The organism is Caulobacter sp. B11 (genome assembly GCF_002737765.1).
Lineage (GTDB): Bacteria > Pseudomonadota > Alphaproteobacteria > Caulobacterales > Caulobacteraceae > Caulobacter.
Genome location: NZ_PEGG01000034.1, coordinates 1 through 13,616, shown reverse-complemented (window position 1 = coordinate 13,616; position 13,616 = coordinate 1). Strand labels below are relative to the sequence as shown.

The window sequence follows — 13,616 nt, the reverse complement described above, 5'->3', positions numbered from 1 at the left end:
GAGGCGACCGCGCCGGCGGTGAGGGTGGCTTGCTGCTTGGCGGCCTTCGGCGCGGCCATCGCCGGCGGGGCGATGAGCAGCAGGGCGGCGGCGAGACCCGCGCTAAATCGGGCGAACAGACGCGACACGAGGGCGGCCTCCTGGGGGCGGAAAGACCCGAGGTTAGCCGATCCCGGCGGCGCTTGAAGCCTTGGCGACGAAAGACGCGGTGTTTTCGGCGCGGGTCAGGACGGAATGGAGCCCATCCCCCCATTCAACCGTCTTTCCCGCCCCCCCGGGACCGGCCTTGCCGGCCCGAGGGCAGGCCAAGTGGCGGGAATGACGGGAGGTTTTAAGTTGGCGTGGCGCCCCACCGCCCACCTTCGCGCCGAAGGGAGCCATCCTTAAATCTCACGGCGAGACGATCGCCGGACTGTAGAGGTTGCTCAAGGACGACGCTGTCGCGTCGCCGCGGAGCGGCTGGCCGCAGGCCAGTCCTTGACCAACCTCTACAGTCCGGCACGCTGCTGCCTCCAAGAGATTTAAGGATGGGCGGGACGCGGGGCGTCCGCTCTCGGGGCAGGCACCAATTTCCGCTTCCGACCCAAGTCGGACGGCTGGGACGTCTGCTTTATGGATCGCAGACTACCCGCCGCGGCCGTACCGGTTTAGCCTTGACGCATGACCACGCCATTCAGCTATGCCGTCAATTTTCAGATCAGGCACCCAACCGCGCACGCTGACGAACTAGCGGTTGGCCTACCTTGGAAGGCGCAGGTTAGCTGGACGGTCGGCGATGAGAGCACGACGCCCAACGGCGTTCGGACCGGCGGCGTGCGGTCGCAAAGCTACTGCACGTTCCGAGTTGAAGACGGTGATGATGGCCAGCTTGCGGCGTGCCTCTCACGAACCGCTGACGGGCTCGCCGTCCACCATGAGCATTTTGCAGAGCTGAGGCGCACTGGCGGGGCACTGAGCTTCTACGTCTTCTGGTATCCCGGCGGCGACACAGGTGAGGTCTTCACCGCCGAGCTAATGGCGAAAATGGCATCATTGGGGATCGATTTCGGCTTGAACGTCTACGACGATCGAACCGACGAGAACTAAGTCTCATCGCTTCCGAGACGTGTCCGATTTCCACCCCTAGCCGAACTTCGCCCTGTCCGTTTTCCGGCATGGCCGCCAATGTCCAGTTACGGGCGCGGTCATCACTTCCGGACCGGACCCCTTCTCTGACCTCCCGAGGGCCAGCTTTCAGGACATCGGCGAAAGCGCAGGGCGTCTAAGGGCAGTTCCGGTTATCTTGGGCGCAAGCAGCAATCAGCGGCCAATCTTGAAAGAGCCGATATAGCGACGGTCCGCGCCAAATGAGGTATGTGCCCAACAGAATTGCGGCGATGCTTAATAGGAGGCGTGTCCGCTGCTTCATTCCCCAGCTTCGCCCTCAGTTCGGACTGCTTGGATCACCGAGTCTGCCTTCGGGTCGTGACCATATCGATTGTCGCCGACCGTCCCGTCACGAACCCAGAACATGATCAGCGCAACAACGCCGAAAGGGATAAACGCAGCTAGCAACTACCATCCGGACTTCTCGACATCGTGAAGCCTACGAACCATGACTGCGAACCACGGTATCGTGACGGCCAGATAAATCAGATTGAGAACGTGAAAGACGATCTCACTACCGGGGAACTGAGTGGTTCTCTCAATGATCACTCCGCCGACCACACATGAAGTCGTTAGCAAGAAGATCAGTAGATAGAACAGCCAAAACTCGGCCCGCCTGGACCGGCCCGTGAAGTCCACATAACGCGCGAGTGGCCTGAGCATCAGCGGCAAGTTCGGTCTCCAGAAAAAAGTGTCCTGACGAAGCTGTACCTTATTGGTGATACAACTTCCGCAATCCACCCATCCCCGACCCTCGCGATGTCCGGTTCCGGGCGACGGCCTGATCTCCGTTCACGACCGTGAGCGCCGAGCCCAGCCCTCAGAAATCCACCGCCACGCCCTTGCGCTCCCAGTCGCCGAAGCGGGTCGGTTCGGGGCCGTCGCGGCCGCCCTGTTCGTCGGCCAGGACCACGGCTTCGGCGGCGGCGCGGCGGGCGGCGGCTTCTTCCAGGGCGCGCCGGGCGGCGGGGGTCAGGACCTTGTCGGGCGCGGCCCCCAGGGCCTCGGGAAGCGGGGTGTTTTCGATTTCGGACATGGGCCTCTTCTAGCACGGCGGCCGCGTCAAATCATCCAAGCCTCTTGCGCTTCGCCCCGCCACAAGGCACGGCGGGGGGGTGACTCAGGAAATCAATGACGGCCTGCCCGCCCGGGAAGCCGCGCTTACCCTCATCGACGCGGCCCTGTCGCGTCGCGGCGGCCTCGACGAAGCCGCTTCGGCCCACGGTTTCCGCTTCCTGGAGCCGCGCGAGCGCGCCTTCGCCCGCGCCCTGGCCATGGCCGCCCTGCGCCGGCTGGGCCCGATCGACCGCGCCCTGTCGGGTAAGCTAGCCAAGGAGCCGCCGCCGCGGGTGCGCAACCTGCTGCGGCTCGGCGCCGTCCAGGCCTTCTATCTCGACGTCCCGGCCTTCGCGGCCGTGGCCACCACCGTGGAAATGACCGGCGTCAATAAGACCAGCCGACCGTTCAAGGGTCTGGTCAACGCCGTGCTGCGCGGCCTGCTGCGCGACGGCCCGCCGTCCGACGACCCCGAACAGCTGGCCCCGCCCTGGCTGTTCACCCGCTGGACCGCCGCCTGGGGTCCCGAGACCGCCCGCCTGGTGGCCCTGGAGATCGCCAAGGAACCCGCCACCGATCTGTCGCTCAAGGACCCGGCCCTGGCGCAGGCCTGGGCGCAGCGGCTGGAAGGCGAGATCCTGCCCAGCGGCACGTTGCGCCTGGCGCGCAAGGGCGATGTCGCCGCCTGGCCGGGCTTCGAGGAAGGCGGCTGGTGGGTGCAGGACGCCGCCGCCGCCATCCCCGCCCGCCTGCTCAAGGTTCAGCCCGGCGAGACCGCCGTCGACCTGTGCGCCGCGCCCGGCGGCAAGAGCCTGCAACTGGCCGCGGCCGGGGCGATCGTCACCGCCGTCGACCGCTCCGCCGCCCGGCTGGAGCGCCTGACCGACAATTTCCGCCGCATGGGCCTGACCGCCGAGGTCGTGGTCGCCGACGCCGGCAACTGGGACGACGCCCGCACCTTCGACGCGGTGCTGCTCGACGCCCCCTGCTCGGCCACCGGCACCTTCCGCCGTCACCCCGACGTGCTGTGGGCCGCGCGGCCCGGCGACGTGGCCAGCCTGGCCGGGGTGCAGGCCCGCCTGCTCGACGCCGCCGCCGATCGCGTCAAGCCCGGCGGCCGGCTGGTCTATTGCGTCTGCTCGCTTGAACCCGAAGAGGGCGAGGCCCAGGTCGAGGCCTTCCTCGCGCGCCGGCCGGACATGCGCCTGGATCCGATCGCCTCGGGCGAGGCCGGGGCCCCGGCCGCCAGCCTGACCGCGCGCGGCACGCTGCGCCTGCTGCCCCATCAGCTGGACGGCGGCCAGGACGGCTTCTTCGCGGCGCGGTTTATCAGACAGGCCTAAGACGGGCGGCGCGACAACGCGCTTGCTTGTCCCACGCCGCGACCCCGGTTAAGCCAAGGGCATGACCGTCGCACCGCTCATCGCCCCGTCCATCCTCGCCTCCGATTTCGCCAAGCTGGGCGCCGAGGTCGCCGCCATCGAGGCGGCCGGCGCCGACTGGGTGCATGTCGACGTAATGGACGGCCATTTCGTGCCCAACATCACCCTGGGCCCGGACATCGTCAAAGCCATCCGGCCGCACGCCAAGATCCCGTTCGACGTCCATCTGATGATCAGCCCCGGACCCCTATCTTGAGGCCTTCCGCGCGGCGGGCGCCGACATCATCAGCATCCACCCCGAGGCCGGGCCGCACCTGCATCGCTCGCTCAAGCGCATCCGCGAGCTGGGGGCCAAGGCCGGGGTGGTGTTCAACCCCTCGACCGGCCTGGACCATGTCGAATGGATCCTCGAGGACGTCGACCTGCTGCTGGTCATGTCGGTCAATCCGGGCTTCGGCGGCCAGAGCTTCATCGAGGCCCAACTGCGCAAGGTCGAGGCCCTGCGCCGGCTGGTCGACAAGGCCGGCCTGGACATCATCATCGAGGTCGACGGCGGCGTGACCCCGGCGACCGCGCCGCTTTGCGTCGCGGCCGGCGCCACGGCCCTGGTCGCCGGTTCGGCGGTTTTCAAGGGCGGGCCCGAGGCCTATGCCGGCAATATCCGCGCCCTGAAGGGCGGCTGACGGTCCGGCATGAGCGGCGCCCCTTCCAAAGGCCCGGCCCGGAAGTCCCCCGCCGTTCAGGCGGCTTGCTGCCCCGCGCCCTGCTGGCCGCCGCCCAGGGCCATCTTGATCGTGAGTGGTTCGGCGCTCCGCCGCACCGGGCCCTGATCAGCCATCCCCGCCCCGAGGGTCTCGCGACCAATCCCCATGATCCGCGTCCCGCCGACCTGGAGCGGGGCCGCCAGCTGCAGGCCGGCCTGATGGTGCTCGACGGCGGCAGCCTGCGCCTGGGCGAAGAGGGCGATCCGTTCGACCGGCCCAGCCCCTCGCACGCCTTCGCCGTGTCCCTGCATCGCTTTGACTGGCTGCCGGACCTTCTGGCGGCCGGGTCCAGCGCCCCGCGCACCGCGCTGCGGCTGCTGCACGACTGGCGGCGGGTGTTCGGGACCTGGAACCTGTTTTCCTGGAGCGGAGCCTGCCTGGAGCGTCGCACCTTCCACCTGGCCTGCGCCGCCCGGACCCTGGCGGTCGAGGCCTCGGACGCCGAGATCGCCGCCCTCAGCCTGGACTTGGCGCGCGGGGCCCGGCAGCTACTGATGGCTCATGACGCGCCCGATCGCTTCCTGGAGCGAGCCGTCGTCGCCACGGTGGCCGGAGCGGTGCTGGCCGGCAAGGCCGGGGATCGCCTGATCGAGGCCGGGCTCAAGCGCGTCGAGAGCGCCATCGACACCATCGTCCTGGCCGACGGCGGCCATGCCAGCCGTTCGCCCGAAGCGGGGCTGGAGCTGTTGTTCGACCTGCTCACCCTTGACGACGCCCTGGGGCAGCGCGGGCGGCCGACGCCTGAGTCCGTTTCGCGCGCCATCGACCGCCTGTCCTCGGCCGCCCGGTTCTTCACCCTGGCCGATGGTTGCCTGGCGGCCTTCCAGGGCGGAGAGGCCGTCGGCCCGCGCCGCATCGCCGCCGCCCTGGCCCATGATGATAACGGCCCCCGGCCGCCGATGTCGGCCCGCATGCCGGTTATCAGAAAATGCAGGGGGCCAGCATCCAGGTGATGGCTGACGCCGGCGGACCGGCCACCGGCGTGCTGAGCCGCGCCGCCTGCGCCCAGCCGGCCGCCATCGAGATCATCTGCGGCAAGGATCGCCTGATCACCAGCTGCGGCTGGAGCCCGGAAGCGACCGGCGCCCAGGCCTTTCGCCTGACCCCGCCGCCTCGACCGTGTCGGTCGGCGACGGCTCGGCCGGACGGCCGCTGTCGGGCTTCGCGGCCGCGGCCCTGGGACCCTGGCTGATCGACGGCCCCACCAGCGTCGAGGTCAAGCGCCATGACGCCGCCAACGGCGTGTGGCTGGACATCGTGCATGACGGCTGGCGCGCGCTGGGGCTGAGCCACGCCCGCCGCCTGTTCCTCGACATCGACTCCGACGAGCTGCGTGGCGAGGACAGCCTGATCCCGCTGGGGGCGGCCAATCCGGACGGGCCGCGTCGCTACCTGCCGTTCGCCGTGCGCTTCCACCTGCACCCGGAGGCGCGAGCCTCCCTGGCGCGGGACGGCAAGAGCGTGCTGATCAAGGGGCCGTCCAATGTCGGCTGGTGGCTGCGCAACGACGCGGTCGATGTCGAAATCGCCCCGTCGGCCCATTTCGATCACGGCCAGGCCCGGCGTGCCGGCCAGATCGTGCTCAAGAGCCAGGTTCGCCCCGAGAAGGGCGCCAAGATCCGCTGGAAACTGGCCCGCGCGACCGATCACTAGCCAGGCCCCCGGCGACTGTTATCCCGACAGCAAACCGCCGCCGTCCCGGCGAGGGGACAGCGGCGGCTGACGGTCTAAAGCGGGCTGGCCGGGCTTAGGTCACCGGACGCAGGGTGATCTCGACGCGGCGATTCTGGGCGCGGCCCTCGGGGGTGTCGTTGGTGGCCATCGGCTGGCGCTCGCCCTGACCGGCGACGAAGACGCGATCGCCCAGAACCCGGCCGTTGCCGACCAGATAGCTGGCCACGGCGCTGGCCCGGCGTTCCGAAAGGGTCTGATTATAGGCGTCGGGACCGCTGGAATCGGCGTGGCCGACCACGTCGATCGTGGTCTGGGGATAGGCGTTAAGCGTGCGCGCCACGTCGTCGAGCACGCGGGTGAACTGCGGCTGCACGTCGGAGCGGTCGACCGCGAAGGTCACGTCGCTGGGCATGACCAGGACGATCTGGTCGCCGTTGCGGCGGACCATCACGCCCGAGCCTTCGAGGCTGCGGCGGAAGTCAGCCTGCTGACGGTCCATATAGTTGCCGACCGCGCCGCCGGCCAGGGCGCCGATGCCGGCCCCGATCAGGGCGTTCTTGCGGCCTTGCTCGCCGGAATTGGTGTTGGTCAGATAGCCGAGCACCGCGCCGACCCCGGCGCCCGAGAGCGCGCCCGTGCCGGTGTTGTTGCGAACCGGCATGCCGGTATAGGGATCAACGGTGGTGCAGGCCGTCAGGGCGGCGGCGCCGAACAACAGGCCGATGAGGGCGGTCTTGGAGGTCATGGGTGAGTTCCGGTCTTCTGCGAGAAATGTCGGGCATATAACGCTCGATCCACGGTCAAGTTCCAACACGCGACATGACCCGGCGATGAACAGCCTTCGCGTCGACCCGCTCCCGGTGTAGTAAGGCCCAACTTACTAATTTCCGAGGCTTGTGCTGTGTCCACGTCCGCTATCGAACCGGTGTCCTATACCCTGTACGCCAAGGATTTCACCGGCTTCGCCCAGGCGCTGGGCGCATCATTCGAGCGCTACGGCTTCGCGGTGCTGTCGGACTATGACCTGGACCAGAACCGCATCGACGCGGCCATTTCCGACACCAAGGCCTTCTTCGCCCTGCCGGTCGAGGTGAAGAAACAATATGCCGGGATCAAGGGCGGCGCCCGCGGCTACATCCCGTTCGGGGTCGAGACCGCCAAGGGCGCCACCCACCATGATCTCAAGGAATTCTGGCACATGGGCCGCGACCTGCCGCCCGGCCACCGCTTCCGCGCCACCATGGCCGACAATGTCTGGCCCGCCGAGATCCCGGCCTTCAAGCATGATGTCAGCTGGCTCTACAACGCCCTGGACGGCATGGGCGGCAAGGTGCTGGAGGCCGTCGCCACCTATCTGAAACTGGACCGCGACTTCTTCAAGCCGACCGTCGAGAACGGCAACAGCGTCCTGCGCCTGCTGCACTATCCGCCGATCGCGGCCGACGCCACCGGCGTGCGGGCCGGGGCCCATGGCGACATCAACACCATCACCCTGCTGCTTGGCGCCGAAGAAGGTGGGCTCGAAGTCCTGGACCGCGACGGCCAGTGGCTGCCGATCAACCCGCCGCCAGGCTGCCTGGTGATCAATATCGGCGACATGCTGGAGCGGCTGACCAATCACGTGTTGCCGTCGACGGTGCACCGGGTGGTCAACCCGCCGCCCGAGCGCCGGGGCGTGGCGCGCTATTCGACGCCGTTCTTCCTGCATTTCGCGTCGGACTACGAGATCAAGACCCTGCCCGGCTGCATCACGCCTGAAAATCCGGACCGCTATCCGGACTCGATCACGGCCGATGAGTTCCTCCAGCAGCGTCTGCGCGAGATCAAGCTGGCCTAACCGTCTGCCGGGCGGCAGGCTGAAGGCCCCGCCGGCGATCGGCGGGGCCTTTGCTATTTGGCGATGCAGGTTCTGGATCGAGCCCGCGATGGTGTTGAACACCTCGGTCAGCTGCGCCGCATCGGTGACGTCATAGTACTTGTCGGTGCTGGTGGCGCAGGCCTGCAAGATGCCCCTGGAGTGGTTCGAGACCCCCACGCCGATCGAGTAGATGATCACGCCCTTGGCCTTGGCGTTGGTGCAGACCTTGGACTGGCGGCTGTCCATCGCGTCGCGCCTTTGCGTGCCGCTGGAGCCCACGTCCAGGGCGACGTTCGAACTGTTCTTCAGGCGCCGCTGCCAGACATAGCCATAGCCGCTATAGGTCGAATCGTTGGGGTTGTTGCTTTCGCTCATGACGTTGTCGCCGTCGGTGAGCAGCACCATGATCTTGCTGACGTTCTTGGTCCCATAGGCCTGGCCGTCGGCGAATGGGGCGTTGGGCGAGACCGCGTGCCAGCCCCACATGGCGCCCATGGCGACATTGGTGTTGCCGGTCGCCACCATCTTGTCGAGCTTGGCCTTGACCAGGTTTGAGTTGCTGCTGGAGCGCACATTGGTCAGCCGCATCACATCCGTGATGCCGCAGCCCTCATTTGGCCCGCCGTCAGTGTCGTCGGCGCTGCTGGTCAGACTGCTGGTGTCGTATTTCGCAACATTCCCCTGACGGACAAACCAGCTGTTCGAGGTCGTCTCGTCGTCGGTGATGTAGTTGTTGTGGGACGTATAGTATGTCGTTCCCCACCAGTTGCTGCCCGACGGCACCTTGTTGGCGTCCGGCTCGTCCGGCGCGAAAAAGGGCACGAACATTGTCGCCTTGTTTGAATTGGCCGGCGCCGTGTCGCTGATGTCATAAGGATCGGGACGACTTTCAATACAGCCGCTCCAGCTCAGCTTCATCTTGTTGAGCAGGGCAAACCGCTCAGTGTTGGAGTCAAATATGTCGTCGCCGTAGGCGGTGGGCAGCATGCCCGTGATCCAGTTGGCGTTCTGGTAGGTCGAGCCCACGTTCACGGTCATCGAGAACGGCACGACGGCGATCTTCACCGCATCGGTGTCGGAGGCCCGCGCGGCGGCGGCGCTGAGCACGTCGACCAGCGACTTGGAGGCGTCGATCAGGGCGTCGATCTTCTTCCCGCCGGAACCCAGATTGCTGTCCATCGAGCCGGTGTTGTCGAGCACCAGGGCCACTTCCAGCTTGTTGACCGAGCGCACGACCTCGGAGGTCGCGGTGACCATCACGTCGCCCTTGGTCCATAGATCGGCGATGATCGGCTTCATGCTGACCGACACCGTGCCGATCACCTTGTTGCCCGAGCCGGCGGCGAAGGTGGAATTGGCGGCGGTCAGGGTCACGCCCAGGCCGGTCATCTCGGCGGACAGGGCGGCGTCTCCCGTGACGTCGAGAAGGGCGTCTGTCGTCGCCGTGGAGCGAGCCGCGATCAGTGTGGCCGCATCCAGCGCGTCCTGCAGCTGGCGGCGCTGGACGCTGATCCGGCTGACATCGACGAGGCCGAAGGTCAGGATCGCGATCGGCAGGGCCAGAAACGCGAACTGCACCGCCACGGCCCCGCGCTGATCGCGGCGCATGTGCTCGAAAAAGCCAGCCGAAGCGCATTTCCGGAAATGGAGCACTGAGTAGGTCCTGCTAGGAAGCACCGAGATTGGGCCAAACTGGTAAACAGCCGGCAAACTTGCCGGCGACCTGGAGTGGCGGCCGGGCGCCCTGAACGGGTCCGGGTCTCCGCCCCCGGTCGTCGATCGCGACCTTGCCCTTCCCACCGATAGAATAGCGGCCTATTTCGCGATGTAGAGGTTACTCAAGGCGTCGGCGATGTTCTGGAACGCTTCCAGGAGTTTGGCGGTGTCGGTCGCGTCGAAATAATGACTGTCGTCGGTGGCGCAGGTCTTGAGAATGGACTTGATCCCGGTGTCGGTCACATTGAAGGCCACGGCGAAGACCTCGATGTTCTTCGCCTTGATGTTGGCGCACAGCTCGGCGGTGTAGGTGTTGGCGCCCGTCGCCGGGCTGTCGGGCTTGGGCGAGGGGGAGACGTCATGCCGCCCGTTGCTGGCGTTCATCAGCTTGGAGTTGGCGCCGTCCGTCATCAGGACCAGGGCCTTGCGCGGCTTGCGGTTCAAGCCGGAGGGGTCATAGGCGGCGGCGTCCGTCAGGGGCTGGGCCGAGGACAGCATGTTGAAGCCCCAAGCCAGGCCTGAAGGAATATAGGTGTCGCCCGTGGCGGTGAGCGCGGTGATCGCCGCCTTCACGGTCGAGACCGTGCCTGTCAGGGGCGTTAGCGTCGTCGCGCAGGTCAGGTTCATGAAGCCGGGATAGACACGAAGCGGATCGCTATCGGTGACGTTCTTGGGATAGGCGGGCGAGCCCACGCAGCCAGAGAACTTGTAGGTGTTGGTGGTGACCTTGTCGGCCGTGCAGGTCGTCACCGGCGTGATCGACTTGGTGACGCAGTTGATCGATCGACTGCAGGTCGAGGAATAGGGCACGCCGTCCGTATATTTCGTACAGGCATAGGTCTGGGTCTGGCAGGTGGTCTTCGTCGAGACGGTCGTGCAAACGCCCTTGGTCGTGGTGGTCGTCGAATAGTCGGCCGGGACGCTGATCCAGCTGGCGTTGCGGTTGGCGACACCGACATTGACATATTGGCCGAAGGGCACGACGCCGATCTTCACATTGGCGGTTCCGCTAGCTGTGAGCTTGTCGACCAGCGACGTCGCGGCGGTTTTCAGCGTCGTCAGCTTGGCTCCGGCCATCGAGCCTGTCGTGTCCAGCACCATGACCATTTCAAGCGGCGCGTCCTGGCTCCGCTTGACCGTCGTCAAGGTCGTCACCGAGATATCGGCATTGGTCCAGAGATTGGCGATGATCGGCTTCAGATCCGACTTTGCCGTCCCGACGACCGTATTGTCCGGACCGTTCTTGAAGGTCGAGGCGCTTGCGGGAACGGTAATGCCAAGTCCGGCGATCTCGGCCGCCAGGGCGGCGTCGCCGACGGCGTCGATCTGCGCGTCCGTGGCGACATTGGCCCGGGCGGCCATCAGGGTCGAGGCATCCAGGGCGTCCTGCAGCTGCCGACGCTGAATGCCCACCCGATTCATGTCGAGCAGGCCAAAGCAGAGCAGAGCGATCGGCAGGGCCAGGAAGGCGAACTGCACGGCCACGGCCCCGCGCTCGTCGCCGATCGCGCGACCGATCCGGTCGCCGAGACGGGCCGACAGGCGTTTCCAGGCAGCGTGCAACAACGGGTCGATCCTCGCAGGAAAGACCCATTGTGCCGCCAGACGGTGAACAGGCCGCAAACAGCGATCGTGAATCGCCGTTCGCGGCCCGTCCGTCGCTAAGCGGACCTTCAGCCTACCAGCCGCACTGCTGGCCCTTGTTCTGCTGGGTCAGCCACAGGTTCAGCGGCGCGAAATAGTCAGCGATGGCGCTGGCGTCGAGATCCTTCTCGCCGGTGAAGGCCTCCAGGGCCTCGGGCCAGGGCTTGGACTGACCCATGGCCATCATCGCCTCGAACTTCTGGCCCACGGCCTTGTCGCCATAGACCGAGCAGCGGTTCAGCGGCCCTGTCCAGCCGGCCTGGCGGCAGGCGGCGCGGTAGAACTGGAACTGATAGACCTGGGCCAGGAAGTAGCGGGTATAGGGCGTCGAGTCGGCGACGTGGAACTTGGCGCCCGGATCGAAGGCGTCGGCCGGACGCGGCCCCGGCGGGGTCAGGCCCTGGTACTGGGTGCGCAGCTTCCACCAGGCCTCGTTGTAGTGGGCCGGGTCGACCTGGCCGGAAAACACCTGCCAGCGCCACTTGTCGACCAGCAGGCCGAACGGCAGGAAGGCGATCTTGTCCATCGACATCTTCAGCAGATAGGGGATGTCGGCCTCGGGACCGGGCACGGTGTCGATCACGCCGATCTGCTTGAGATAGGTCGGGGTCAGGGCCGACAGGCCGACGAAGTCGCCGATCGCCTCATGGAACCCGTCATTGGCGCCGCCCCGGAACAGGAAGGGCTGCTTGGCGTAGGCCCGCTGGTAGACGTTGTGACCCAGCTCGTGGTGCACGGTGTAGAAATCATCGGCATTGACCCGGGTGCACATCTTCACCCGGACGTCCTGGTCGTTGTCGACGTCCCAGGCCGAGGCGTGACAGACCACCTCGCGGTCGCGCGGCCGGGTGATCATCGACCGCGACCAGAAGGTTTCCGGCAGCGGGGCCATGCCCATGGCGGTGTAGAAGCCCTCGCCGGTCTTCATCATCCTGGTGGCGTCATAGCCCTTGGCCTGCAGCGAGGCGGTCAGGTCATAGCCGGGGCCGGGCAGGCCCTGGGGCGCGGCGATGTCATAGATATTGCCCCAGGCCTGGCCCCACATATTGCCGGTCAGGTCGGCGCGGATCGGCCCGGTCCTGGGCTGGACCGCGTCGCCGTACTGGGCGTTGAGCCGCCCGCGCACATAGCAGTGCAGGTTCTTGTAGAACGGGGCCACCTGGGCCCACAGCTGGTCGGTCTTGGCCGCGAAGGCGTCGGGCTCCATGTCGTACCACGAGCGCCACAGGGCCCCGGTGTCCTTGTAGCCCAGCTCGACCGAGAGCCAGCTTGACCAGCTTGGCGTAGTCGGGAGCCATCGGCGCGGCCACCGCGTGCCAGGCTTCCCACATGGCCTTGGTCTTGGCCGGGTCGCGCGACGTGCGCAGCCGGTCGTCGAGGTCGTCCAGGGTCAGGGTCTCGCCGTTCAGCACCACCTTGCCGGTCGAATAGCGCGTGCCCAGCCGCGCCTGGATATCGGCCAGTTCCTGGGCCGCGCCGTCGCGCCCCGGGGCCGGCAGCACCAGGCCGGCCTTCAGCAGCATCAGCTTGCGCCGGGTGGCCGGGTCGACCGACACCTTGTCAAAGGCCGCCGCCTGCTTGGCGTAGCGGACCGACATTTCGTTGATCTCGGCCCCGGCCTTGGCGTTGAGCCAGTTGGTGTCTTCGGTGATGTAGGTGGCCTGAACCCAGGCCACCCGGGCGGCATATTCGCCCATCTTCATCAGCGCGACCTCGGCCCCCTCGACAAAGGCCTTGGCCTCGGCGGCGGTGGGAGCGGCGGCGGCCGGGGCCGCGGTCTGGGCCTGGGCGGCGGGGGTCAGGCCGGCGGTCGTCAGGGCCAGGACGGCGCAGGCCGCCAGCAGTCGGGTCTTCATCGGACAACTCCGGGACAGGTCATGGCCGGCATGGGAGGCCGCCCCGGACGCGGCGTCAAGGCGGGAGGGATCACGGCCAGACACGAGCCGGCCGCCTCGCGCGACGGGGTCGCCGAAGGGGATGGGAAGGGCTGCGGAGCGCCCGGGCCTCGCCCGGATTGTGAGTTTGGAAGTACCGTTTCGACGAAGACGAACGCTCCGCGTGGTCGTTATCCCTCTGGCCGGGGCGCGCAGGCCTGGTTCAGCCTTTTGCCCCACCCGGGCTGTTCCCCTTCGACACCGGACCCAGCCCTGGGGCTGCAAGCCACGATGGTCCCGCGGACCCGGAGCGAACCTTCGGACGGGCGGAGACCTTGGCCTGTCCCCGATAGGCGGGTTTACGTCCCCCGCCCTCTGATCCCGCTCGACCACCCCTGACAGCCGCTACAGTCGCCGGCCGAGCGCCCTTCCCGTGCCGTCAGGTGGGATTGAGTATGGGAGGGGATTTGGCGCGTCTGATTGATGGGGGTGAGAAAGTTTC

At 67.2% G+C, this 13,616-nt stretch carries 10 protein-coding genes and 3 pseudogenes; 7 read left to right on the top strand and 6 right to left on the bottom strand.

Going from position 1 to position 13,616, the window contains the following annotated elements:
- Positions 1–660 precede the first annotated feature (660 nt).
- Positions 661–1,086: a hypothetical protein gene (locus CSW58_RS02495; RefSeq protein ID WP_099446172.1), complete on the top strand. Its 426-nt coding sequence runs from the start codon at positions 661–663 to the stop codon at positions 1,084–1,086.
- 468 nt (positions 1,087–1,554) lie between these two features.
- Here CSW58_RS02495 and CSW58_RS15990 read toward each other — a convergent pair whose 3' ends face one another.
- Positions 1,555–1,809 (bottom strand): DUF805 domain-containing protein, encoded by a 255-nt coding sequence (locus tag CSW58_RS15990; RefSeq protein WP_099446171.1) that lies wholly within the window; start codon positions 1,807–1,809, stop codon positions 1,555–1,557.
- Positions 1,810–1,966: 157 nt separating this feature from the next.
- Complete coding sequence (locus tag CSW58_RS02485; protein WP_099446170.1) at positions 1,967–2,182, bottom strand: DUF1674 domain-containing protein; 216 nt, start codon at positions 2,180–2,182, stop codon at positions 1,967–1,969.
- Positions 2,183–2,261: 79 nt separating this feature from the next.
- On the opposite strand from CSW58_RS02485, the gene CSW58_RS02480 reads away from it, so the two are divergent.
- The 5 genes and pseudogenes from CSW58_RS02480 (at position 2,262) to CSW58_RS14695 (ending at position 6,001) form a co-directional block, all read left to right on the top strand.
- Positions 2,262–3,545 (top strand): RsmB/NOP family class I SAM-dependent RNA methyltransferase, encoded by a 1,284-nt coding sequence (locus CSW58_RS02480; protein ID WP_099446169.1) that lies wholly within the window; start codon positions 2,262–2,264, stop codon positions 3,543–3,545.
- 61 nt (positions 3,546–3,606) lie between these two features.
- Positions 3,607–4,267 (top strand): annotated as a pseudogene (rpe, locus tag CSW58_RS02475) (ribulose-phosphate 3-epimerase).
- A 65-nt stretch (positions 4,268–4,332) separates the two neighbouring features.
- Positions 4,333–5,301 (top strand): hypothetical protein, encoded by a 969-nt coding sequence (locus CSW58_RS14700; RefSeq protein ID WP_236627606.1) that lies wholly within the window; start codon positions 4,333–4,335, stop codon positions 5,299–5,301.
- The gene (locus CSW58_RS15585; protein ID WP_304441622.1) at positions 5,277–5,540 is read left to right on the top strand and encodes a heparinase II/III family protein; all 264 of its coding nucleotides are present in this window, start codon (positions 5,277–5,279) and stop codon (positions 5,538–5,540) included. Before CSW58_RS14700 ends, CSW58_RS15585 begins: the two co-directional genes overlap by 25 nt.
- On the top strand, positions 5,468–6,001 hold the full coding sequence (locus CSW58_RS14695) for a heparinase II/III family protein (RefSeq protein ID WP_255406522.1): 534 nt from the start codon (positions 5,468–5,470) through the stop codon (positions 5,999–6,001). The genes CSW58_RS15585 and CSW58_RS14695 overlap by 73 nt, the downstream gene beginning before the upstream one ends.
- Before the next feature lie 94 nt (positions 6,002–6,095).
- Here CSW58_RS14695 and CSW58_RS02465 read toward each other — a convergent pair whose 3' ends face one another.
- On the bottom strand, positions 6,096–6,767 hold the full coding sequence (locus CSW58_RS02465; protein ID WP_099446168.1) for an OmpA family protein: 672 nt from the start codon (positions 6,765–6,767) through the stop codon (positions 6,096–6,098).
- A 156-nt stretch (positions 6,768–6,923) separates the two neighbouring features.
- Between CSW58_RS02465 and CSW58_RS02460 the strand changes: the two genes are divergently transcribed.
- A complete protein-coding gene (locus CSW58_RS02460) occupies positions 6,924–7,859 on the top strand; it encodes an isopenicillin N synthase family oxygenase (protein WP_099446173.1) in 936 nt (311 codons plus the stop codon).
- A 1,482-nt stretch (positions 7,860–9,341) separates the two neighbouring features.
- On the opposite strand, the pseudogene CSW58_RS14690 reads toward CSW58_RS02460, so the two are convergent.
- The 3 genes and pseudogenes from CSW58_RS14690 to CSW58_RS02445 form a co-directional block, all read right to left on the bottom strand.
- Positions 9,342–9,488, bottom strand: a pseudogene (locus tag CSW58_RS14690) (TadE/TadG family type IV pilus assembly protein); the annotation flags it as partial.
- Between the two features lie 207 nt (positions 9,489–9,695).
- Positions 9,696–11,162: a pilus assembly protein gene (locus CSW58_RS02450; RefSeq protein WP_143755052.1), complete on the bottom strand. Its 1,467-nt coding sequence runs from the start codon at positions 11,160–11,162 to the stop codon at positions 9,696–9,698.
- A 112-nt stretch (positions 11,163–11,274) separates the two neighbouring features.
- Positions 11,275–12,937, bottom strand: a pseudogene (locus CSW58_RS02445) (M2 family metallopeptidase).
- Positions 12,938–13,616 lie beyond the last annotated feature (679 nt).

What these genes read in the sequence shown, in the direction of transcription:
- CSW58_RS02485 (WP_099446170.1), bottom strand. Translation starts at nt 2,182, where the DNA reads ATGTCCGAAATCGAAAACACCCCGCTTCCCGAGGCCCTGGGGGCCGCG.
- CSW58_RS02465 (WP_099446168.1), bottom strand. Translation starts at nt 6,767, where the DNA reads ATGACCTCCAAGACCGCCCTCATCGGCCTGTTGTTCGGCGCCGCCGCC.
- CSW58_RS15585 (WP_304441622.1), top strand. Translation starts at nt 5,277, where the DNA reads ATGCAGGGGGCCAGCATCCAGGTGATGGCTGACGCCGGCGGACCGGCC.
- CSW58_RS15990 (WP_099446171.1), bottom strand. Translation starts at nt 1,809, where the DNA reads ATGCTCAGGCCACTCGCGCGTTATGTGGACTTCACGGGCCGGTCCAGG.
- CSW58_RS02495 (WP_099446172.1), top strand. Translation starts at nt 661, where the DNA reads ATGACCACGCCATTCAGCTATGCCGTCAATTTTCAGATCAGGCACCCA.